This is a genomic window from Streptomyces sp. WG7, assembly GCF_049975785.1.
GTDB lineage: Bacteria > Actinomycetota > Actinomycetes > Streptomycetales > Streptomycetaceae > Streptomyces.
On record NZ_JBNGGE010000011.1, the window covers coordinates 90,475 to 111,839 of the forward strand.

A 21,365-nucleotide genomic window follows, 5' to 3' on the forward strand; every position below is an offset into this window, starting at 1 on the left:
AGGCACGATGCCCCGAGAAGAACCCTCCGCCGCGGAAGCGGCCGAGGCCGCCTCCGCCCGCGACGCGCGGCCGAGCAGGTGGCGGATGCTGCGCCGGGACCGGGCCGCGGCCGTCGGTGCCGTCGTCCTCACCGTGGTCGCCCTGGTGGCCCTCCTCGGCCGGCTGTTCATCGGCGACCGGGCACAGCGGCAGGACCTGGACGCCTCACTGCGGGCACCGTCCCTGAGCGACGGCGTGTACGGGCTGCTCGGCACCGACGTCCTGGGGCGCAGCATGGTGGCCAGGCTGATCGAGGCGGCCGCCACGACCCTCTCCGTCGCCGTCCCGGCCGTGCTGTGCTCCCTCACGATCGGCTCGGCCCTCGGTCTGTGGGCGGGGTACCACGGAGGACGCCGCGAGAGCGTGGCCATGCGGGTCGCCGACGTGATCCTCAGCTTTCCCTCGCTGCTGATCGCGGTGGTCGTGCTGTACGTCTTCTCGCCCAGCGCCCTGAACCTCGTGCTGATCCTGGCCGTGACCCGTATCCCGGTGTACCTGCGCACCGCGCGGGCGGAGGCGGCGGAGCTGCGCAGCCGGCTGTTCGTCGACGCGGCCCGCACCTTCGGCACCCCCAGCCGAATGATCATCTACCGGCACATCCTGCCGATCGCCCTGCCGACGCTGCTGACGGTCGCCACCCTCGACTTCTGCTTCGTGATGCTCACCGAGTCGTCGCTGAGCTTCCTCGGCATCGGCATCCAGCCCCCCGACGTCAGCTGGGGCCTGATGGTCGCCCAGGGACGGCAGTACCTCCAGACCGCCTGGTGGATCACCGTGCTGCCGGGGCTCGCCATCGTCCTCACGACGGTGTCCGCCACCGTGCTCGCCGCCTGGGCCCGCATCGCCACCGACCCCGCCCAGCGCTGGCGCCTGACGCTGCCCAGGAAGCGCCGGGCCGCCTCGGCCGCCGTACCCCCGGAGATGATCCCGTGACGACCGCCACCGGCCCCGCCCCGTCCGGCAGGGACACCCCGGCCCTCGAAGTCGAGGGACTGTGCGTGGACCTGCGTACACCTTCCGGGACGGTACGCGCCGTCGACGGCGTCGGCTTCAGCGTCCGCCGCGGCCGCACCCTGGCCCTCCTCGGCGAGTCCGGCTGCGGCAAGTCGATGACCGCACTCTCCGTGGTCGGGCTGCTGGACCCCGCGGCGGCGGTGACCGGCGGGGCCGTACGGGTCAGGGGCGACGACACGCTCCGCATGAGCCCGGCGGCACGCCGCAGGCTGGCCGGCCCCGTCCTGTCGATCGTCTTCCAGGACGCCCTGACCGCACTCAACCCGGTGCAGCCGGTGGGCCGGCAGCTCGGCGAGCCCTTCCGCATCCACCGCGGCCTCACCCGGCGCCAGGCCCGGGAGAAGGCGATCGAGCTGATGGCGCGGGTGGGCATCCCCGAGCCGAGGCAGCGGGCCCGCTCCTACCCCCACCAGTTCTCCGGCGGCATGCGGCAGCGCCTGCTCATCGCCATGGCCGTCGCGCTCGCCCCCGACGTGCTCATCGCCGACGAACCCACCACTGCCCTCGACGTGACCGTACAGGCGCAGATCATGCGGCTGCTCCGGGACCTCCAGGACGAGCGGGACATGGCCGTCGTCCTGATCACCCACGACCTGGCCGTGGTCGCCCAGCGCGCCGACGACGTCGTCGTGATGTACGCCGGCACCGTCGTGGAGAACGGACCGGTGCACGACGTCTTCTCCGCTCCCCGCCACCCCTACACCCGTGGACTGCTCGACTCGGTCCCGGAGGACAGCGTGCGCGGGCGCCCGTTGCCCGCGGTTCCCGGCAGTCCGCCCGAGCTGGGCGCGGTGCCGCCCGGCTGCGTCTTCCAGGCACGTTGCCCGCTGGTGCGGGAGCGCTGTGTCCGGGAACGGCCGTTCCTGCGCCCGTCGGGCGAGGGGCGTTTCGCCGCCTGCCACTTCTCCGAGGAGCTCGACCGTGTCTGACGCCCGCGCCACCGCCGCCGGCCCCGGGCCCCGAGCGGGCGGTCCGCAGGAGCACCCACCGCTGCTGGAGGTCCGAGGGGTCACCAAGACCTTCGGCAGCGGCCGGCGCCGGCTGACCGCCCTGGACGGGGTGGACGTACGGATCGGCCGCGGTCAGACCCTCGGGCTCGTCGGCGAGTCGGGGTGCGGCAAATCCACCCTGGCCCGCGTCCTGCTCGGGCTGGAGCGGCCGGACGCGGGCACCGTACGGTTCGACGGAACCGACCCCTTCGCCCTGCGCGGCAAGGAACTGCTGGCCTGGCGCCGCCGAGTGCAGATGGTCTTCCAGGACCCCTTCGCCTCGCTCAACGCCCGCATGTCGGCCGCCGACCTGATCGGCGAACCCTGGCGCACCCACCGGGACGTCGTGCCGGGCACGAAGGCCCGCGAGAAGCGGATCCGCGAACTGCTGTCCCTGGTCGGGCTGCGGGAGAGCGACGCCCACCGCTATCCCAACGAGTTCTCCGGCGGGCAGCGCCAGCGCATCGGCATCGCCCGCGCACTGGCCCTCGACCCCGACCTCATCGTGTGCGACGAGCCCGTCTCCGCCCTCGACCTGTCGGTACAGGCGCAGGTCCTGAACGTCCTCTCCGACCTGCGCGAGCGCCTCGGGGTCACCTACCTGTTCATCTCCCACGACCTGTCCGTGGTGCGCTACATCTCCGACCGGGTGACGGTGATGTACCTGGGCAAGGTCATCGAACACGGCGACACGGAGAACGTCTTCGAACGCCCTCAGCACCCCTACACGGCGGCACTCATGTCGGCCGCACCCGTCCTGAACACCAGCCGCGGCGCCCGTCACCAGGAGATCCAGCTCCAGGGGGAGGTCCCCTCGCCCTTCGACATCCCCTCCGGGTGCCGCTTCCGCACCCGGTGCCGGCACGCCGAGGACCGGTGCGCGACCGAGGCACCGCCGGTCGCCGTGCGGGAGACGACGGACGGGTCCGGGCCCCACACGGCGCTGTGCCACTTCCCGCTGGACGCGGAGTCCGCGTGGGCCTGACCGGTCCGGAGTTCGTCCTGCTCTCGCTCACGGTGGGGGTCGGCGCGCTGCTCCAGGTCTCCGTCGGCTTCGGCCTGGGCATGCTCGCCGCACCGGTCTTCTCCCTCGTGGATCCGTCCCTCGCCCCCACGGCCGTCCTGCTGCTCGCCTCCGGGGTGACGGCGACGGTACTGGTACGCGAACGCGGCCGGGCGGACCTGCGCGGCTGCGGATGGGCACTCGTCGGCCGGCTTCCGGGAGTGCTGATGGGCGCACTGCTCGTGGTGGCCCTGCCCGCCCGGTACCTGGCGCTCCTCGTCGCCGCGGTGATCCTCGCCGGCGTCGCGGTGAACGCGGCGGGCTTTGTACCGCGGCGACGGCGCTCCTCGGTGGTCCTGGCGGGAATGGCCTCGGGCCTGATGGGCACGGCGACGTCCATCGGCGGCCCGCCCATGGCGATGGTGTGGCAGCGGCTGAGCGGCCCGGAGCTGCGCGCCACGATGAGCGCCTTCTTCCTCGCCGGCTCGCTGATGAGCCTCGCCGCGCTGACGGCGGCCGGCACGGTCGGCTCACACGCGCTGCGCGGCACCGTACTGCTCGTCCCCGCCGCTGTGGCCGGTGTCCTGGCCGCCGGGCCGCTGACCCGTCGGCTGAACGTACGTCGGACACGCACGGCGGCCACGGCGCTCGCGGTCGCGGGGGCCGTGGTGCTGGTGGTGCGGCAGTTCGTCTGACCGGGTGAAACGGGGGCGGCGTCGGGTCCCGCCCGGACGGGCCGCTACGTGCGCAGCAGCCGTTGCGTGACGTCCCGGTACTGCCGCAACGCGAGCCGGAGTTCCTCGGCCTGCGCCGCGGCGTCCCGGTCCTGCCAGCTGTCGTGAAGGGCACGGCGTCGTTCCGCGAGGGCGTTCACGAGATGGGCGACCGCGTCGTCGAAGGCGCCCTCCGCCTCTTCGAGCGCTTGACGCGGAGTCTCGGCGAAGGCGTTGATGGCCTGGCGCAGGCGCAGCAGGACCGCGTCCCGCTCGTCCGGCGACAGGAGCGGGTCCGGTGCCGCGAAGTGGTGCTCGGGGCGGTGCGCGGGCCGGTCCGACGGCTGCTGTGCGCGTGCCTGGTCGTACATCATCGTAAGCCGCTTTCCTGGGTTGCTTGGGATCACCGGGTTTCCCGGGGCGGCATGGCTCTGCGCCGTACTGGTAGTCAACGCCCGATGGCGGTGTGTGTCAACGCGGTGACTTCTGGTGGCCCAGGTCAGCGCCGGGTGAGGGACGGGGGCAGTCGGTGACGATGCCGACGACGGGGCCGGAGGCCTTCGCCGACAAAGGCGTACGCCGCGCTCCGGGCACCGAGCCGGCCGGTGACGGCGGAAGCGGGCCGTCCCGTCCCCGGCCGCACCTCGAGGCTTAGCGGCGCGTGTACCTGGAAACGACTACTCCCGAACGGTCGTCGCAACGACGGTCGGCCGACACGGGGAGGGGTCTTTCGTGGATGTGCCCTTATACCTGAGGCCGCGGGTGGATCAACCCCTCGCCTCACTGCTGGGGGCCGCCCCATTTCTGCACTCGCTCGTGGATGCGCTCGGGTCTCCGCTCAACGTGCTGCTCCCCGAGACCGTCGCCGCGAACGCGGAACGCTTCCGTGCCGTCTACCGGCGCCACCATCTCGCCGGGCGGGTGTACTTCGCGCACAAGGCGAACCGCTCCAGCGCCCTGCTGCGGAGGCTGGCGGCAGAGGATCCGGTCGCCGTCGGTGTCGACGTCGCCTCGCTGGCCGAACTGCGGCACGCCCTGAGCTGCGGCTTCACCGGGGATCGCGTCATGGCCACCGGCCCCAAGGATCCCGAGTTCCTGTGGCTGGCGGCCCGCGTGGGAGCGACGGTGAACCTGGACTCGCTGCGCGAGCTGGAACAACTCGCCGGCCTGGTACGGGAGTACGGGCTCGGCCGGGTGGACGTCCTGGTGCGCCTGTCGGGCTTCGAGTCGACGGCCGGCCACGGGGGGACGGGCACCCGCATGCTGTCGCGCCGCAGCCGTTTCGGCACCCCGGTGCGGGACGTGGAGGCGCTCCTCGCGGCCGTGGAGCGGCACGCGGACGCCGTCGCACTGACGGGCCTCGCCTACCACCTGGACACCACCGGCCTCGAAGAGAAGGGCCGCGCCCTGGAGCAGTGCGTGCTGCTCATGGACACCTGCCGGGCACGAGGCCTGGCACCGCGTGCCATCGACATCGGCGGCGGGTTCGGCGTCGGCTACGTCGCCGACGCCGAGGAGTGGGAACGCTGGACGACCGCGCTCAGCGAGGCGGTCCTCGGCGGACGCCCGCCCCTGACCTGGCGCGGTCACGGCTACGGGCTGCGCAACGAGGGCGGTACGGTCCGCGGGGCCCTGGCCCTGTACCCCGGCCACCGTCCCAACGCGGGCCCCGGCTACCTCGACGAGCTCCTCTCGCTCCCCGCGCCGGTGCTGGGCCGGGGGCCGGGAACCCTGCTCCTGGAGCACCTCCACGACCTCCACATCGAACCCGGCCGCTCCCTGGTCGACCAGTGCGGGCTGTCGCTCGCCCGGGTGCTGGACGTGCGCCGCACCGACGAGGGCCCGGCCTCCTACCTGGTGCGCCTCGGGATGAACGCCGGTGACGTGAGCCTGGAGGAGCACGGAGTCCTCGTGGACCCCGTACTGCTGCCGCACGGCGAACCCGGGAAGGACGACGAAGGGCCGGTCGGCGTCCACCTCGTCGGCAATCTCTGCCTGGAAGCCGATCTGATCACCCGCCGCCTGGTATTCCTCCCCAGGCTGCCGCGCGCCGGCGACCTGTTGGCCTTCGCCAACACCGCCGGGTACGCCATGGACTTCCACGCCCACCACGCGCAGCGCCAGCCCCTCGCGCGGACGGTGGCGGTGGAGAAGGAGGGCGACTCCTGGCGCTGGTGCCTGGACGAGGACTACTGGCCGATCACACACCCGGGGGGAACGCCCGCATGAGGTACGACAGCATCACGGAGGCCATCGGCAACACACCGCTGGTGCGCATCGACCCCGCCGTGCACGGGCTGCGCAACATCGACCTCTACGCCAAGCTGGAGATGCTCAACCCCTTCGGCTCCGTCAAGGACCGGCCCGCCTGGCACATGGCCCGCCCCCACCTGGCGGGCGCGGCCGACGGGGAGGGGACGGTCGTCGAACTCTCCAGTGGCAACACGGCCAAGGCCCTCGCCCTGCTGGCCGGCATGCACGGACTGAGGTTCAAGAGCGTCACCAACCGGATGCGCGTACCGGAGATCAAGGAGCTGCTCCTGCTCCTCGGCGCCGAGATCGAAGAGCTGCCGGGCCGCAGCGAATGCCTCGACCCGACCGACACCGACGATCCGCTGACCCACTTCCACCAGGCGCTCACGGAGCCGGGGAGCGCCTACCTGCACACCGACCAGTACTTCAACCCGCGCAATGTCGAGGCGCACGCGGAGGGCACCGGGCCCGAGATAGTCAAGGACCTGGACGGGCGGGCCCCGGACTGGTTCGTCGCGTGCGTGGGTACGGCCGGTTCGTCGACCGGTGTGGCCAGGGTGCTGCGCGAGCACGACCCGGATGTGCGGGTAGTCGGCCTGGTCGCCCACAAGTCGGACTTCATCCCCGGCATCCGCACGATCGACGAGGTCCACCAGGTCGGCCTGTTCGATCCGGTGACGTACGAGACCATCGAGTCCGTCACGTCGGACGAGGCCATCGACGGCATGCTCACCCTCATCCGCCGTTGCGGACTGCTGACCGGACCGACCGGGGGCGCCGCCTACCAGGGCGCGGTACGGCACCTGCGGGACGCCGACGCGGCCCTGGAGGGCTCGGGGCGGCGTGAGACCGCGGTGTTCATCGTGTGCGACCGTGCGGAGAGCTATCTGAGTTACGTGCGCGCACGCCGCCCCGAGCTGCTGGGCAGGGCGAACCGCGGGCCCACCCCCTCGGCGCTCACCGACGAGGAGATACGGGCGGGCGCCCGGTCCGTGGCCGTGGACGAGGCCCGTCGCTGGATCACGGAGGGGGACCCCCGACCGCTCGTCGTCGATCTGCGCAGCCCGCACGCCTACGCCGCCCTGCACATCGAGGGCTCGGTCAACATCGTCGACGAACTGTTCGAGGAACTCGTCCGCGGCGGGCTTCCCTTCAGCAAGCGGACGCCGGTGCTGCTGGCCTGCCCCGTCGGCGAGAAGTCACTGCGCTACGCCGCCCTGCTGGCGCGCAGGGGGCACCCCGACGTGCGCAGCCTGACCGGCGGAATCGTCGCCTGGCGGGACGCGGGCGCACCGCTGGTGCGCGAATGAGCGCCGCCCAGCCGCTCCCTGGGGCGGGACACGACGAGAAGGGTCACGACGAGAAGAGCCGGGACGACAGGGGCCGGGACGCGGCCTGGCAACGGGAGCTGAGGGAACAGTTCCCCATCGTCACCGCACATCCGGAGTCGGCCTACCTCGACAGCGCGGCGACGTCCCAGAAGCCGCGAGCCGTACTGGACGCCGTCCAGACCTACCTCACGACGTCGAACGCCAACGCGGGCCGCGGCACCTACCCCTGGGCCAACCGGACGACGGAGCTGGTGGAGGGGACCCGGGAGCGGGTCAAGGAGTTCCTCCGCGATCCGGAACCGGACCGCTCCACCGTCCACTTCACCAGCGGCACCACCGAGGGCCTGCGCACCGTCGCCCGCGACTGGCTGGTGCCGTACCTCACCGACGGCGACGAGATCCTCGTGCCGTTCGCCGACCACCGGGCCAACCTGGACCCCTGGCTCGAGACGCAGCGGCTGCTGGCCGCCCGCGGCGTCGACGTACACGTACGGGCCTTGCCGTACCAGGCGGTCTCCGGCGACTACGACCACCGGGCCCTCGTCGGCCTCGTCGGCCCGCGGACGCGTTTCGTGGCCGCCACGCACGTCCACCACGTCTACGGCGGCGACATGAACGTGCACCGCATCCGCGCTGCGGTCGGCCCGGACGTGCCGATCTGCCTGGACGCGGCCCAGAGCGTCGGACATCTGCCCGTCGACCTGGCCGATCCCGCCCTCGACGTCGACTTCGTGGTCTTCTCGGGGCACAAGGCGATGGCCCTGCCGGGTTCGGGAGCGGTCTGGGCGCGCAACGCGCGGGGGCCCGAGTTCCGGCCGGCCGGCTGGCAGGGGACGCCCAACACGGTGGGCATCGTGTCGCTGAGGGCCGCGCTCGACTGGCTGGACGCGGCGGGTCCCGACCGGATCGCCCGCTGGACGGCCGGCCTCACGACCCGGCTGACCGACCGGCTGAGGCACCTCGACCCGTACGAGATCCTCGGCTGTCCCACCAGTCTGGCCGCCGACTCCGCACTGCCCGCGGCGCAGCGCCGGCACGGCATCGTCACCTTCCGGCATCACGACATCCCCTCCGACGACCTCGGGTTCATCCTCTACAGCCACGGCTTCATGGTGCGGGCCGACAGCCTCTGCCAGGCCGGTGCGGCCGAGAAGGACGGGTCGGTGCGCGTGAGCCTGCACGTCCACAACACGGTGGAGGAAATCGACCGCCTGCTCACCGTACTGGCCTCATTGGCGTGAAGCGCGTGACGTATGGCAAGTGATAACCGTTTCCACCTGTAGATTCGGTCGCGTCCACGACGGGTGAGAGACGGAAGAGGTGGCGCGACCAGATGGGCATCAGCATGGCGGGGGCCAGGACGTGGGTGGAGCGCTGGGAGCGGCAGCAGCAGCGTTACGCCGTGGACCGCGAGGAGCGGTTCACGGTGATCACGGATGTCGTCGAGCACGTCACGGCCGGCCGTTCCCGGCCGCTCCTGCTCGACCTCGGCTGCGGACCGGGCTCCCTGGCCGCCAGGCTCGTCGACCGCCTGCCGGACGCGGAGATCGTCGCAGCCGACATGGATCCCCTGCTGCTGGAACTGGGACGGACCCATCACGCGGACGCCGCCCGCTACGTCGACACCGTGATCGGCGCCCACGGCTGGACCGACGACCTCGGACTCGAACGCCCCCTGGACGCAGCCGTCTCGACGACCGCACTGCACTATCTTCCCGAGCCGGTCCTGCTGGACACGTACCGGCGCCTCGCCGTGCTGCTGCGCCCTGGTGGCGTACTCGTCAACGGCGACCACTTCCCGCCCGACGAGGCGCCCTGCTCGGACATCACCGCGTACGTGGGCCGTCGTCGCGCCGAGCGGACGGGCGGTCACGCCCACGAGGACTGGCAGGAGTGGTGGACCGCGGCGGCCCGGGATCCCGAACTGGCCGACCTGTTCGCCGAGCGTGCCCAGCGCCGTGCGGCCCATGAGGGGGCCGGGGGCGGCGAGGATCTCGCGGTGGACCGCCACGCGGAGTTGTTGCGCCGGGCCGGCTTCCGGCATGTCGCGCCGGTCTGGCAGTTCGGCGACAGCGCCGTGCTGGTGGCGGTCAAGGGCGACTGAACCCGAGCCGGTTCACAGGGCGAGACTCATCAGGATCTCGTCACGGTCGTCGCCGGGCGCCACGCGCAGCGCGCCCGGCCATCGGCCGACCTCGTTCCAGCCGACTTTGCGGTAGAAGTCCTCAAGACCCAGACCGGCCCGCGCGGTGAGCCGTAGTCTCTCCACGCCCATCTCGTCCCGGGCGATCTCGGGGAGACGGCGCATCAGCGCGGCGCCGACGCCGACGCCGCGGAACGGTACGTGAGTCTGAAGATGGTTCACCGTTGCACAGTGCGCCACAAGCGGATGCGCCTCACGGCGCAGGAGTACCCAGCCCGCGAGCGCGCCGTCGACGGTGGCCAGGAGGATCCGGCTGCGTTGTGGAGCGAGCCCTTGGACGATCGCCTCCAGCGCCGGTTCGATCTCCGACGAGGGCACCGGGGGCAGCGGGCAGTCCATGGGGATGACCGCGCCTCCGGCATTGACGACCGCCGTCCAGCAGTCGGTGAGATCCCGCCGTACGGCCGGGGTGGCGTCCTGGGCCCGGACGATCTGCGTGAACGCGAGTGCGGGCACCCTCTTGTGAGCTGTCACGCCGTCAGTTTGCCAGGAACCGCCCCCCGTCGAAGACCCGATGATGCGCTGGTTCTTCCCCCGGCGACTCCTCGCACGAGGAGTCGCCGGGCCGGTCCGCCGGTGCTGTGGGCCGGTGTCAGGTGTGAGCACACGGTCGCGGTGGGCCGTGAGGTCGCACGAGGGGATCGCGTCCATGGATCGTGTCCAGGGATGGCCGCGTCGCAGGCGGACATGGTTCACCAGGAGGTGCTCCATGACCTGGAGGTGGACGCGACGCACACCGAATCGACGGTCTGTGCCCGCGCCATCGCCGCCCACGTCGGCTGATCGCCGGACCGGCCCCGGCTGCGGGTCCGCCTCAGGGATGAGGTACCGGCGGGGCGGATCACCCGAACTGCCCGGTGGCCTTTGCCCCTCTTCGATGACGTACTGGCCGGTTTCACGTGAAACGCTGGGTATACCCGCAGGTCGAAGACCTTCGAGACCCGGCCCGCTCACTGGTAAACAGGGCGAGGAGTCACATGATCATGACCGCATTCCAACCGTTCGACCGCATCAACGTCACCCACGAATGGGGAGTCCTCAAAGAGGCGGTGGTGGGCCGCGTCATCGACTTCCGTATCCCGGAAGGAGTCGCCGCGGGTCTGCCGGACTCCCTGCGATTCCTTCCTGGCCGGACCCGGCGGGAACTGCCGCGCTGGGCGGGAAGGCTCTGGTCCGACGCGGACCCCGAGGGATACGCGAGAAGCGTCGAGCAGATCGACGGACTGGACCGCTTCCTGACCAGCCGCGGGGTCGTCGTGCACCGCCCGCGGGAGCTGACCGAACTCGAACTGGGCGTGTACGGGAGCGACAGGGACCGGTTCAGCATGCAGACGTTCGTCCGCGACCCGATGATCGTCGTCGGTGACCACGTCATCGAGGCCGCCCTGCGGCTGCCGGCCCGTTTCAAGGAGCGCTTCGGGCTGCGCCCCGTCTTCGCTGAGGCGGTGTCCCGCGGCGCCCGCTACTCGGTGATGCCGCCACCGTCACCAGTAGCGGTGCCCGACGTCGCAGCGGCGACCGGACCCTTCCTCGAGGGCGGCGACGTCATGGTCCTCGGCCGGGACGTTCTCGTCGGCCGAGGCCGGGGCGGAACGGCGTCCGACGCGGACGGCGCGCGGTGGCTGGCGCGCCTGCTCGGGGACGGCTACCGCGTCCACGAGGTGCCGATCAGCGACCAGGTGATCCATCTGGACGACGGCCTCACGGCCGTCCGTGAGGGGCTGGCGGTCGTCTGCCGTGAGCAGTTCGTCGACGGCGTTCCGGCGCCGGTCGCCGACTGGGACCTGATCGACGTCACCCTCCGGGCCGCCGTGGACCTCCTCGCGGGGAACAGCCTCGTCATGAGTCCCGGCGAGGTACTCGTCGACGAACGTCTGACCGGACTCGCCGAAGCACTGACCGAGCGGGACGTCACCGTTCACACGCTCCCCTTCGACGCGGTGACCGCGTTCGCCGGCGGCTTCCGCTGCGCGCACCATCCACTCGTCCGCGAGCTGGACACATGAGCGGTCGGCCGGGCCGTACGGGCCGTGCCGGAAGGCCCGCGCCCGTACGACCCGCCCGCGTGCTGCCGTTGCGCCCGTCCTGCGCCCTGTCCCGCTCCCGACCTTCGCCGCACGCTCGCATCCATGGGGGACACACACGAACCGAGTCTCTTCCCGGTACCCGGCCCCGACAGCCACCGGCAGCCGCCCGCCGACGCCCCACGGCCATGGGAGAGCGTCGACCTGGGGCAGGCCGCCCACGACGGCGCCACCGGGCCCGAACCACCGGCCCGGCCGGTCTGTCCGAACTGCGGCCTGGCCGGCGAACGCCGTCTCACCTACACCGGTCAGCACGTCCTGCTCGAACCCCTCCTGACCATTCCCGCTCACCTCGTCCCGGGCGGGCACCGCTGGCACATCGACCCCGGTGGGCAGGCCTGGAACGGCGGTCTGAGCGAACCGCCACCCGGCACCACGTGCCGCATCCCGCACCAACTCGCCTGTCCCGGCCTCACCCTGGACGAGACCCGACCGTGGCGGTGGCTGGACGCGGTGCGCGAGGAGAACGCGCGCCGGGCGCGGCGGCAGGCGGACGAGGACGGCTACCCGGGGGCGCTGCCCGACGCCGGCTGACCCGGACACGAGAGGCGGACGACGGTCTTCGCCTCCACGCCCGTCAGCGGACCCGAAGCCGCGTTCGGCCAGTGCGGCGGGCGGCATTCGCGCGGACATCGCGAGGCCGCCACTCGCCGCCGGGCGGTCTCGTACGCAACGGCCGTGCATGAGCGGCGGGTCGAGCGGTACGCCCCGGCCGGTCCGCCGCGTCCTGGTGACCAGTAGGGCTCCCGCGCCAGCGTGAGCGGTACTGGCCCGCCGAGCCATCGTTCGCGTCCAGTAGGGCTCCTGCGCAAGCGTGAGCGGTACTGGCCCGCCGAGCGATCGTTCGCGTCGAGAACCTCCCTGCTCGCCCTTGCGCAGCGGCCGGCCCCTCGCCCACCGCCTGCCACGGCGACGACTCCACCACGGGCCCGAACGGCGCCACTCACGGCTCCGGGCCCCAGCACACCGGCGCCCGTGACGCGTCCGCCGCCCCGGACCCCAACGGCGAGGGCGCCGAGGCGAGCACCGGTGCCACCGTCGGCTCCGGTCCGAGCACCACCGGCCCTCGCACCCGCACGACCTCCCGGCTCGACTTGAGCAGTTCCTGGGGATGGCCGAGGGCGGCCTCATCGTCCACCTCGAGAACGGGCGAAGCCCCACCCCCCCCGGCAGCGCCCGTGCGTCACGCCACCCCGCAGTGCCCGTGCGTCACGCACCAGCTAGCCCAACCAGGTCACATCCCCGCCCAACCCTCCCGCGGCCGGTGCGTCCGCATGACCGGTGCGGGCCCCTCGGACGATGTTGGTGCCAAGTGTGCCGTGCCGGTGAGCTACGTCGGCAGCGGCCGGGTACGAGCGAGGGAGCCTGCGATGCCGGAACTGTTCATCGACGGCGAGTGGACGGGCGCCGTGAACGGCGCGCGCCGGGACGTGATCAACCCGTTCGACGCGTCCGTCATCCAGCAGGTGGACGACGCCGACGAGGCCGACGTCGACCGGGCCGTACGAGCCGCTCGGCAGGCCTTCGACCGGGGTGACTGGCCGGCGGCACCCACCCGGGAGCGGGCCGACGTGCTCCTCAGGGTGTCGCGGTTCCTCCTGCGCGACCAGGAGGAGATCGCCCGCGTCGAAACCCTCGACACCGGCAAGACGCTCGCCGAGGCACGCATCGACATCGAGGACGTCTCGAACGCCTTCCGCTACTTCGCCGAGATCGCCGACAAGGACGGTGGCAGGGTCGTGGACGTCGGCCCCGACGTACTCAGCCGGGTCACCTACCACCCCATCGGCGTCTGCGCCCTCATCGCGCCGTGGAACTACCCGCTGCTGCAGGCCTCCTGGAAAGTCGCCCCCGCCCTGGCGGCGGGCAACACCTTCGTCCTCAAGCCCAGCGAGACGACACCGCTGTCCACGATCCACATGATCCGGCTGATCGCGGAAGCGGGAGCGCCGCCCGGCGTCGCGAACCTCGTACTCGGCCCCGGCAACACCGTGGGCGCGGCGATGTCCGCCCACCCCGAGGTGGACCTGGTCTCCTTCACCGGCGGCCTGGCCACTGGGCGCCGGATCATGGAGGCGTGCGCGCCGGGCGTGAAGAACCTCGCCCTGGAGCTCGGCGGCAAGAACCCCAACGTGGTCTTCGCCGACTGCGACTTCGACGCCGCCGTCGACCACGCGCTGGAAGCCTCGTTCCTGCACTCGGGGCAGGTCTGCTCGGCCGGCTCGCGGCTGCTCGTGGAGGACAGCCTGCACGACCGGTTCGTGGAGCGGCTGGCCACCCGCGCGCAGGCCATCCGTCTCGGCAGCGGCCTCGAACCGTCGACCGAGAGCGGACCGCTCAGCTCGGCACAGCACCGGGAGAAGGTCGAAGGCTATCTGGAGGTCGCCCGTGAAGAGGGCGCCCGGCTCGTCTGCGGCGGCCGCCGCCCGGACGACCCCGAGCTGTCCCGCGGCTTCTTCCTGCTGCCCACCGTCTACGCCGACTGCGACCGCTCCATGCGCATCGTGCAGGAGGAGGTCTTCGGCCCGGTCGTCACGGTGGAACGCTTCCGGACCGAGGACGAGGCCGTGGAACTGGCCAACGACACCCGGTACGGCCTGGCCGGCGGCGTCTGGACGAACGACGCGAGCCGCGCCCAGCGGGTCGCCGGCCGGCTGCGGCACGGCACGGTCTGGATCAACGACTTCCACCCCTACGTACCCCAGGCCGAGTGGGGCGGCTTCGGCCGGTCCGGCTTCGGCCGGGAACTGGGACCCACCGGTCTGCGCGAGTACCAGGAGGCCAAGCACATCTACCAGAACCTGCGGCCGGCCCCCTCCGGCTGGTTCAAGGGCTGAGCGGGCAGGGCGAGAGAGAAGGCGACGCCATGGACGACGAGACGACGACCTACGACTACCTGATCATCGGCGGAGGCACCGCCGGCTGCGTACTGGCCGCACGGCTGAGCGAGGACCCCGCCTGCCGTGTCTGCGTGGTGGAGGGCGGCCCCAGCGATGTCGGCGACGAACGCATCCTGCGGCTCCGCAACTGGATCAACCTGCTCGGCTCCGAGTTCGACTACGGCTACACCACCGAGGAACAGCCGCGCGGCAACTCGCACATCCTGCACTCCCGGGCCCGCGTGCTCGGCGGCTGCTCCTCGCACAACACGCTGATCAGCTTCCTGCCGTTCCCGCAGGACCTCGACGAGTGGGTGGAGCGAGGCTGCGCCGGCTGGGGCCCGGAAACGATCCTGCCGTACCGCACACGGCTGCAGAACACGATCGTGCCCGTCGGTGCCGCCGACCGCAACGCGATCGCCGAGGACTTCGTCACGGCCGCCACCACCCGGCTCGGCGTCCAGCGCGTCGAGGACTTCAACGCCCGCCCCTTCACCGACGGCGCCGGCTTCTTCTCCCTCGCCTACGACCCGGCGACCAACACCCGCTCCTCCGCCTCCGTCGCCTACCTGCACCCCGTACTGAACCGACCGAACCTGACGCTGCGCCTGGAGACCTGGGCGTACCGGCTGCTGCCCGACAGCGAGGGCCGTTTCACCCGCGTCCAGGTGCGCAACCCCGACGGCTCCCTCGCGACGCTGGAGGCGGACGCCGAGGTGCTGCTGTGCGCCGGAGCGATCGACACGCCCCGGCTGCTCATGCTCTCCGGCATCGGCCCGGCCGACCACCTGCGCGACCTGGGCATCGAGGTCCGCGCGGACCTGCCCGGGGTGGGCGAGAACCTGCTGGACCATCCCGAGTCGGTGATGGTGTGGGAGACCCGTGAACCGCTGCCGCCCAACTCGGCCATGGACTCCGACGCCGGCCTCTTCCTGCGCCGCGACCCGGCGGGCGGCCCGCGCCCGGACCTGATGTTCCACTTCTACCAGGTGCCGTTCACCACGAACACCGAACGGCTGGGCTACCCCGTCCCCGAGCACGGCGTCTGCATGACCCCCAACGTGCCGCGCGCCCGTTCCGTCGGCCGCATGTGGCTGCGCAGCGCGGACCCGGACGTCAAACCCGCCCTCGACTTCCGCTACTTCACCGACCCGGACGGGCACGACGAGCGCACGATCGTCGACGGCCTGCGGATCGCCCGCGAAGTGGCATCCGCCGCGCCGCTCGACGAGTGGCTGCTGCGGGAGGTGGCGCCGGGCCCGGACGTACGCTCGGACGCCGACCTGTCCGAGTACGGACGCCGCGCCGCGCACACCGTCTACCACCCGGCCGGGACCTGCCGGATGGGCGCCGAGGACGATCCGCTGGCGGTGCTCGACCCACAGCTGCGGCTGCGCGGACACGACGGGCTGCGGATCGTGGACGCGTCCGTCTTCCCCACCATGCCGACCGTCAACCCGATGGTCACCGTGCTGCTCGCCGCCGAACGCGCCGCGGACCTCATCACCGCCCGTCCGGCCCCGCGGCCGCCGGCCACGGAAGGGTAGACCCGGTGACCGTTCCCGGAACGCCCGGCGGCCCCGCGGCCGCGGGCCACGGACAGCAGGACTCGGAGTTCCGCAAGGAGATGGGCCCGTGGGCGAACTTCGCCCTCGGCTTCACCTATCTCTCCCCGGTGGTGAGTACCTACACCCTCTTCGGCACGGCACTCGCCGACGGCGGACCCCCGATGATCTGGGCGTTCGTCATGGCGGGGTGCGGGCAGTTCCTCGTCGCACTGGTCTTCGGCGAGGTCGTCGCGCAGTATCCGATCGCGGGCGGGGTCTATCCGTGGGCGCGACGGCTGTGGGGCAGGCGCTGGGCCTGGATGACCGGGTGGGTCTACATGTGGGCGCTGCTCGTGACGATCACCAGCGTCGCCTACGGGGCCGGGCCCTACATCGCCATCCTGCTCGGTTTCCGCGTCACCGTGCACACCACCGTGCTGTGTACGATCGCGCTGATCGTCGTCGCCGTGCTCATCAACTACGCCGGCACGAAAGCCCTCTCCTGGGCGGCGCTGATCGGCTTCAGCGCGGAACTGATCGGCGCCCTGGTCGTCGGCGTCATCCTGCTGACCACGCACCGCTTCCACGGCCTGGGCGTCCTCTTCGACGACTTCGGCGCCGCGGGCGACGGTTCCTACCTGCCCGTCTTCCTCGGGGCGGCCATCATCGGCTTCTACCAGTACTACGGTTTCGAGGCCTGCGGGGACGTCGCCGAGGAGGTGCCCCACCCCGGCAGAGTGATTCCCAAGGCGATGCGCCGCACCATCTACGTCGGTGGCGCGGCGGCGACCTTCACCTGTCTGACGCTGCTCCTGGCCGTCGTCGACTACCGCGCGGTGATCTCCGGCAGGGACACCGACCCGGTCGTCCGGGTCCTCTTCGACGCGCTCGGCGAGGCCGGCGCACGGGTGGTGATGGCCGTCGTCCTCATCTCCTTCCTCTCCTGCACGATCAGTCTGCAGGCCGCTGCCGGCCGCCTCATCTACTCCTACGCCCGCGACGAGATGATCATCGGCCACCGGCTGCTGCGGAAGTTCTCACCGACCCGCGCGGTGCCCGAGTACGCGCTGCTGGTCGCCGCGGTCATCCCGGCGCTGATCGCCTTCGGCTCGCTGATCTCGACGGACGCCCTCACCAAGATCGTGTCCTTCGCGATCCTGGGCATCTACGCCGCGTTCCAGATGGTCGTCCTGGCCGCTCTTCGAGCCCGGCTCAAGGGCTGGAAGCCGAGCGGCGAGTACCGGCTGGGCCGGTGGGGTCTGCCGGTGAACGCCGGGGCGCTCGCCTACGGGATCTTCGCCATCGTCAACATCTCCTGGCCCCGGACCCCCGACGCCCCCTGGTACGACAACTGGATCGTACTGCTCGGTGGGGGAGTCGTGGTGTCCGTGGGCCTCCTCTACATGTTCACCACGCACCACTACGGACGCAGCGACGCCCCTTCGGGCAACGCGATCCCCGACCAGGTGCACTGACCCGTGAGGTCGGGGACGCGGCCGGCGATGCTGCGGGACCCAAAAACCTTCGCGCCTGCTCGCCTCGGCCGGTACGGTCTCGAGCGTCCCCTGCCGGGAGCCCGGGCTCCGCGCGGCCCCCGGCAAGTCCCCACGCTGAGAGTAGGTTTCGTCCATGGCATGTCGTATCAGTGAGCTCGTGCTCGGCTGCCGCGACCCCGAGGTACTGGCACGGTTCTGGTGCGAGGTCCTGGACTTCGTGGTGCTCGATCGTGAAGAGGACGGCACCCTCGAGATCGGGCCGCGCGAAGGGTTCGGCGGCCCGCAGCCCACGATCATCCTCAGCCGCAGGGACGAGCCGGAGCAGGGGAAGCCCCGGCTGCACATCGACGTCAACGCCACCGACCGCGACCAGGACGCCGAGCTCGAACGCCTCCTGAAACTCGGGGCGCGCCCGGCCGACATCGGCCAGACCGGCGAGGAACAGTGGCATGTTCTCGCCGATCCTGAGGGCAATGAGTTCTGCCTGCTCAAGGCCCGCCTCAATCCGCTCTGACGGTTCCGCGCCGGCGCTGCGGCACCCGTCGGACGCATCCCAGGGCTCCCACCTTGAACTCAGTTTCATGACCGGCGCTTGACCGCACCAACGCAACGGCGTCCTCGACGAACCGCTTGCGGGCTGGAAGTACCGGTACTCCACCAACCATCATTCGTCATCGACGCCGACACGCGTCTCGTCGTCGCCGTCGGCCGGCCAGTCGCGGGCAACCGCAACGACTGCAAGGCGTGGGAGCTGTCCGGCGCCAAGGACGCCGTCGGCTCTGCCAAGAACGCATCGAGTCCATCACCGCCCCACATCGTCACCGGGAATGAGGTCGAAAGAGGCTCGATGGCCATCGCGGGTGCCGCGGAGGAACTCTGCCGTTCGGGCTCGTCGCCGCGGCTCGACGGGCGACAACGCGTCAGAGGTGCGGGCCGGTCGCTCGTGCCCGTGCCTCGGCGGCTTCGGCGAAGCAGGGCGACCCGTGCGCTTCGAGGCCCTGCTCCGCTGACAGGTCTGCGAGAACGGGCGCAGCGGCAGCTTTCTCCGACGCCCCCGCCGGCCCCGCGGTGACCGCGTGTCAGGACGACTCGCGCACCACCAGCTCCGTCGGCAGCGTCATCTGCTGCCGGGGCGCGCCGTGCTGTGTGATGTCGGTGAGGATCCGGGCCATGGTCCGGCCCAGTTCCTCCACCGGCTGACGCACCGTCGTCAGGGGAGGGTCGGTGTGGCGGGCGAGGACCGAATCCTCGAATCCGACGACGGCGACGTCTGTGGGCACGCGCCGTTTCCGCCGGCGCAGTTCGGCGAGCGCGCCCACCGCCATGAGGTCGGAGGCGGCGAAGACGGCGTCCAGATCCGGGGCGCGTTCAAGAAGCAAACGCATGGCGTGACGGCCGCCCTCCTCGGTGAAGTCACCCGCCTCGACCAGGAGTTCCCTCGCGGCCGTTCCGGCCTCCTCGTGCGCGGCGCGCCAGCCGGCGAGCCGGCTGCGGCCCACGTCCATGTCCAGTGGGCCGGTGATCGTGGCGATCCTTCTCCTGCCGCTGTCCAGCAGGTGCCGTACCGCCGCGGTCGCCCCGCCCGCGTTGTCGGAGTTGACGTAGCTCAGCCGCTCGCCCGCGTCGCGACGGCCGGCCAGCACGGTGGGCAGGCCCATCTCCTCCAGCATGCCGGGCAGCCGGTCCTCGGCGTGTACGGAGACCAGCAGGACGCCGTCCACCCGGCGGGTCGCCACCGACTCGGTCAGCTGGTCCCGCTCGGCCTGGTCGCGGACGAGCATCAGCTGCAGCTGGGTCCGGCTCTCGGCGAGTGCGCTGCTGACGCCGCGGATCAGTGCGGCGAAGAACGGCTCCGAACCGAGCCGGCTCTCCGATTCCGGGATCACCAGGGCCACGGCGTTGGTGCGGTTGGTCACCAGACCGCGGGCGACAGAGTTGGGAACGTAGTTGAGTTCCTTGATCGCCGCAAGGACCCGGGCACGTGCGTCGGCGCTGACCAACTCCGAGCCGTTGACGACGCGGGAGACCGTGGTGCGGCCGACGCCGGCGCGGGCGGCGACCGTTTTGATCGTGGGACGGCGGTTGCCGGTCATGCACTCCCCCCTCGGCAGCCGCGGCGGGGGTGCCTACCGCGGAGGTGACCTGCGGCAATTCTTGCAGACCCCGCCGTCGGCGGAGCAACCCCCGGGGTCCGGGAAGCGAACGCCGGGCCTCGGGCCCGGCGACAAGTCGCGTTCAAGTTATTGACAGATGGGCCCGCTCCCGAGGAGTCTTCGATGCGCCGGTGGGAACGTGCCCACCAAAGTTGGGCACGTGCCCACCTTGTTCAGAGCCGTTGTAGTCATCGCTGTAGTCATCGCTGTAGTCATCGCAGAACTCGTCACTCCGATGTGTCAGCGCCGTCGCTAGGAGGAGATCCATGGGCACTCTCGGTTCGTTGCGCAGGAAGGCGGTGGCGACGGCCGCGGCCGTCGGCGCGCTGGCACTCGTCGTCGGCTGCAGCAGCAGCGACGACTCGGCCACCGGCGGTGGCAAGAAGGACGGCAAGACCACCATCACCATGGGCCTGTACGGCGTGATGGGCATCAAGGAGACGGGCCTTCTCGAGCAGTACGAGAAGGAGAACCCCGATGTCGACATCAAGGCCGAGATCGCCGGTGACGAGCAGACGTACTACACCGCGCTGCAGACCAGGCTCGCCGGGGGCAAGGGCCTGAAGGACATCCAGGGCATCGAGATCGGCCGGGCCAAGGAGATCACCGAGACCCAGGCGGACAAGTTCGCCGACTTCTCCAAGATATCGGGCACCGACCACTTCCTGCCGTGGAAGGAGTCCCAGATCAGCACCGAGGACGGCAAGGTGCTGGGTCTGGGCACCGACATCGGCCCGATGGCCGTCTGTTACCGCAAGGACTACTTCGAGAAGGCCGGCCTGCCCACCGACCGCGAGGAGGTCGCCAAGCTCTGGGCGGGCGACTGGAAGAAGTACGTCGAGGTGGGCCGCACCTTCAAGAAGGGCTTCAAGGGTGACGACGTCGCCTACATGGACGCGGCCAGCGGCCTGTTCAACGCCATGGTCTACGGCTACCCCGAGCAGTACTACAACGCCAAGGGCGAGCTGATCCACGACAAGAACCCGGCCGTCAAGGAGGCGTGGAACCTCGCCGCCGACGCCGCGGAGGACGAGTTGACGGCCGAGCTCCGCCAGTTCCAGCCGGGTTGGGACCCGGGCCTGGCCAACGGCACGTTCGCCACCGCCGTGTGCCCGGCGTGGATGCTCAGCCACATCAGCGAGAAGGCCGGCGAGGCGAACAAGGGCAAGTGGGACGTCGCCAAGGCCCCCAAGGGCGCCAACTGGGGCGGCTCCTTCCTCGGTGTGATCGAGCAGAGCCCGGTGAAGGAAGAGGCCCAGAAGCTCGTGGCCTGGCTGACCGCGCCGGAGCAGCAGGCCCACATCTTCAAGGAGATCGGCAACATCCCGTCCTCGCTCCAGGCGCTGGACAACCCCGACGTGAAGAACGCCAAGTCGGAGTACTTCAGCGACGCGCCGATCGGCCAGATCTTCGGTGCCGCCGCCCAGGAGATCCCGGACAAGCAGATCCTCGGCCGCAAGGACGGCGCGATCAAGGACCTCTTCTCCCAGGGCCTGACTCTGATCGAGCAGCAGGACACCGCGCGTGACGAGGCGTGGGAGACCACCGCGGAGCGCATCGAGAAGGCGGTCGGCTGACCCACCGCCCCTGCGGCCGACGGGCCCGCCGGCGTTCTGCCGGCGGGCCCGGGGCCCGGCTCACACATCCGCTTTCAGGAAGG

Annotated in this window: 19 protein-coding genes and 2 pseudogenes; 17 read left to right on the forward strand and 4 right to left on the reverse strand. The window is 71.4% G+C overall.

The features are described from left to right. Positions 1 to 7: 7 nt before the first annotated feature. From ACP4J0_RS14450 to ACP4J0_RS14465, 4 genes are read left to right on the forward strand one after another with little or no spacing between them, the layout of a single operon-like run. On the forward strand, positions 8 to 973 hold the full coding sequence (locus ACP4J0_RS14450) for an ABC transporter permease (RefSeq protein WP_426599066.1): 966 nt from the start codon (positions 8 to 10) through the stop codon (positions 971 to 973). Further along, positions 970 to 1,983 carry an ABC transporter ATP-binding protein gene (locus tag ACP4J0_RS14455; RefSeq protein ID WP_426599067.1) on the forward strand — a complete coding sequence of 338 codons (1,014 nt, stop codon included), beginning with the start codon at positions 970 to 972 and terminating at the stop codon, positions 1,981 to 1,983. The genes ACP4J0_RS14450 and ACP4J0_RS14455 overlap by 4 nt, the downstream gene beginning before the upstream one ends. Next, the gene (locus ACP4J0_RS14460) at positions 1,976 to 3,028 is read left to right on the forward strand and encodes an ABC transporter ATP-binding protein (RefSeq protein WP_426599068.1); all 1,053 of its coding nucleotides are present in this window, start codon (positions 1,976 to 1,978) and stop codon (positions 3,026 to 3,028) included. The genes ACP4J0_RS14455 and ACP4J0_RS14460 overlap by 8 nt, the downstream gene beginning before the upstream one ends. After that, positions 3,019 to 3,741, forward strand: coding sequence for a TSUP family transporter (locus tag ACP4J0_RS14465; RefSeq protein WP_426599069.1), 723 nt, complete (start codon positions 3,019 to 3,021; stop codon positions 3,739 to 3,741). The genes ACP4J0_RS14460 and ACP4J0_RS14465 overlap by 10 nt, the downstream gene beginning before the upstream one ends. Before the next feature lie 44 nt (positions 3,742 to 3,785). Here ACP4J0_RS14465 and ACP4J0_RS14470 read toward each other — a convergent pair whose 3' ends face one another. Further along, complete coding sequence (locus ACP4J0_RS14470) at positions 3,786 to 4,130, reverse strand: hypothetical protein (protein WP_426599161.1); 345 nt, start codon at positions 4,128 to 4,130, stop codon at positions 3,786 to 3,788. Between the two features lie 391 nt (positions 4,131 to 4,521). Between ACP4J0_RS14470 and ACP4J0_RS14475 the strand changes: the two genes are divergently transcribed. The 4 genes from ACP4J0_RS14475 (at position 4,522) to ACP4J0_RS14490 (ending at position 9,447) form a co-directional block, all read left to right on the forward strand. Continuing rightward, positions 4,522 to 5,988, forward strand: coding sequence for a Y4yA family PLP-dependent enzyme (locus ACP4J0_RS14475; RefSeq protein ID WP_426599070.1), 1,467 nt, complete (start codon positions 4,522 to 4,524; stop codon positions 5,986 to 5,988). After that, positions 5,985 to 7,322, forward strand: a complete 1,338-nt coding sequence (locus tag ACP4J0_RS14480; protein ID WP_426599071.1) for a pyridoxal-phosphate dependent enzyme — start codon at positions 5,985 to 5,987, stop codon at positions 7,320 to 7,322. The genes ACP4J0_RS14475 and ACP4J0_RS14480 overlap by 4 nt, the downstream gene beginning before the upstream one ends. After that, positions 7,319 to 8,584 (forward strand): aminotransferase class V-fold PLP-dependent enzyme, encoded by a 1,266-nt coding sequence (locus tag ACP4J0_RS14485; RefSeq protein ID WP_426599072.1) that lies wholly within the window; start codon positions 7,319 to 7,321, stop codon positions 8,582 to 8,584. The genes ACP4J0_RS14480 and ACP4J0_RS14485 overlap by 4 nt, the downstream gene beginning before the upstream one ends. Positions 8,585 to 8,676: 92 nt before the next feature. After that, positions 8,677 to 9,447, forward strand: a complete 771-nt coding sequence (locus ACP4J0_RS14490) for a class I SAM-dependent methyltransferase (protein WP_426599073.1) — start codon at positions 8,677 to 8,679, stop codon at positions 9,445 to 9,447. Positions 9,448 to 9,459: 12 nt separating this feature from the next. On the opposite strand, the gene ACP4J0_RS14495 is transcribed toward ACP4J0_RS14490, so the two are convergent. Further along, positions 9,460 to 10,020, reverse strand: a complete 561-nt coding sequence (locus ACP4J0_RS14495; protein WP_426599074.1) for an N-acetyltransferase family protein — start codon at positions 10,018 to 10,020, stop codon at positions 9,460 to 9,462. 93 nt (positions 10,021 to 10,113) lie between these two features. On the opposite strand from ACP4J0_RS14495, the pseudogene ACP4J0_RS14500 reads away from it, so the two are divergent. The 3 genes and pseudogenes from ACP4J0_RS14500 to ACP4J0_RS14510 form a co-directional block, all read left to right on the forward strand. Then, positions 10,114 to 10,329, forward strand: a pseudogene (locus tag ACP4J0_RS14500) (phosphotransferase-like protein); the annotation flags it as partial. A 200-nt stretch (positions 10,330 to 10,529) separates the two neighbouring features. Further along, entirely contained in the window at positions 10,530 to 11,552 is a 1,023-nt protein-coding gene (locus ACP4J0_RS14505) for an amidinotransferase (protein WP_426599075.1), read from the forward strand. Positions 11,553 to 11,675: 123 nt separating this feature from the next. Then, on the forward strand, positions 11,676 to 12,164 hold the full coding sequence (locus ACP4J0_RS14510) for a DUF6083 domain-containing protein (RefSeq protein WP_426599076.1): 489 nt from the start codon (positions 11,676 to 11,678) through the stop codon (positions 12,162 to 12,164). Positions 12,165 to 12,573: 409 nt separating this feature from the next. Here the strand turns inward: ACP4J0_RS14510 and ACP4J0_RS14515 are convergent, their stop codons facing one another. Continuing rightward, entirely contained in the window at positions 12,574 to 12,768 is a 195-nt protein-coding gene (locus ACP4J0_RS14515) for a hypothetical protein (protein WP_426599077.1), read from the reverse strand. Between the two features lie 232 nt (positions 12,769 to 13,000). Here ACP4J0_RS14515 and ACP4J0_RS14520 point away from each other — a divergent pair, with 232 nt between their 5' ends. The 5 genes and pseudogenes from ACP4J0_RS14520 to ACP4J0_RS14540 all read left to right on the forward strand — a co-directional run. Beyond that, positions 13,001 to 14,467 carry an aldehyde dehydrogenase family protein gene (locus ACP4J0_RS14520; protein WP_426599078.1) on the forward strand — a complete coding sequence of 489 codons (1,467 nt, stop codon included), beginning with the start codon at positions 13,001 to 13,003 and terminating at the stop codon, positions 14,465 to 14,467. A 29-nt stretch (positions 14,468 to 14,496) separates the two neighbouring features. Further along, positions 14,497 to 16,056: a GMC family oxidoreductase gene (locus tag ACP4J0_RS14525; RefSeq protein ID WP_426599079.1), complete on the forward strand. Its 1,560-nt coding sequence runs from the start codon at positions 14,497 to 14,499 to the stop codon at positions 16,054 to 16,056. Positions 16,057 to 16,061: 5 nt separating this feature from the next. Beyond that, entirely contained in the window at positions 16,062 to 17,531 is a 1,470-nt protein-coding gene (locus tag ACP4J0_RS14530) for an APC family permease (RefSeq protein ID WP_426599080.1), read from the forward strand. Positions 17,532 to 17,685: 154 nt separating this feature from the next. After that, on the forward strand, positions 17,686 to 18,066 hold the full coding sequence (locus ACP4J0_RS14535; RefSeq protein WP_426599081.1) for a VOC family protein: 381 nt from the start codon (positions 17,686 to 17,688) through the stop codon (positions 18,064 to 18,066). Between the two features lie 130 nt (positions 18,067 to 18,196). Further along, positions 18,197 to 18,334: pseudogene (locus tag ACP4J0_RS14540) on the forward strand (IS5/IS1182 family transposase); the annotation flags it as partial. Positions 18,335 to 18,631: 297 nt separating this feature from the next. Here the strand turns inward: ACP4J0_RS14540 and ACP4J0_RS14545 are convergent. Then, positions 18,632 to 19,645, reverse strand: a complete 1,014-nt coding sequence (locus tag ACP4J0_RS14545) for a LacI family DNA-binding transcriptional regulator (RefSeq protein ID WP_426599082.1) — start codon at positions 19,643 to 19,645, stop codon at positions 18,632 to 18,634. 326 nt (positions 19,646 to 19,971) lie between these two features. On the opposite strand from ACP4J0_RS14545, the gene ACP4J0_RS14550 reads away from it, so the two are divergent. Beyond that, on the forward strand, positions 19,972 to 21,282 hold the full coding sequence (locus tag ACP4J0_RS14550) for an ABC transporter substrate-binding protein (protein WP_426599083.1): 1,311 nt from the start codon (positions 19,972 to 19,974) through the stop codon (positions 21,280 to 21,282). Positions 21,283 to 21,365: the final 83 nt, after the last annotated feature.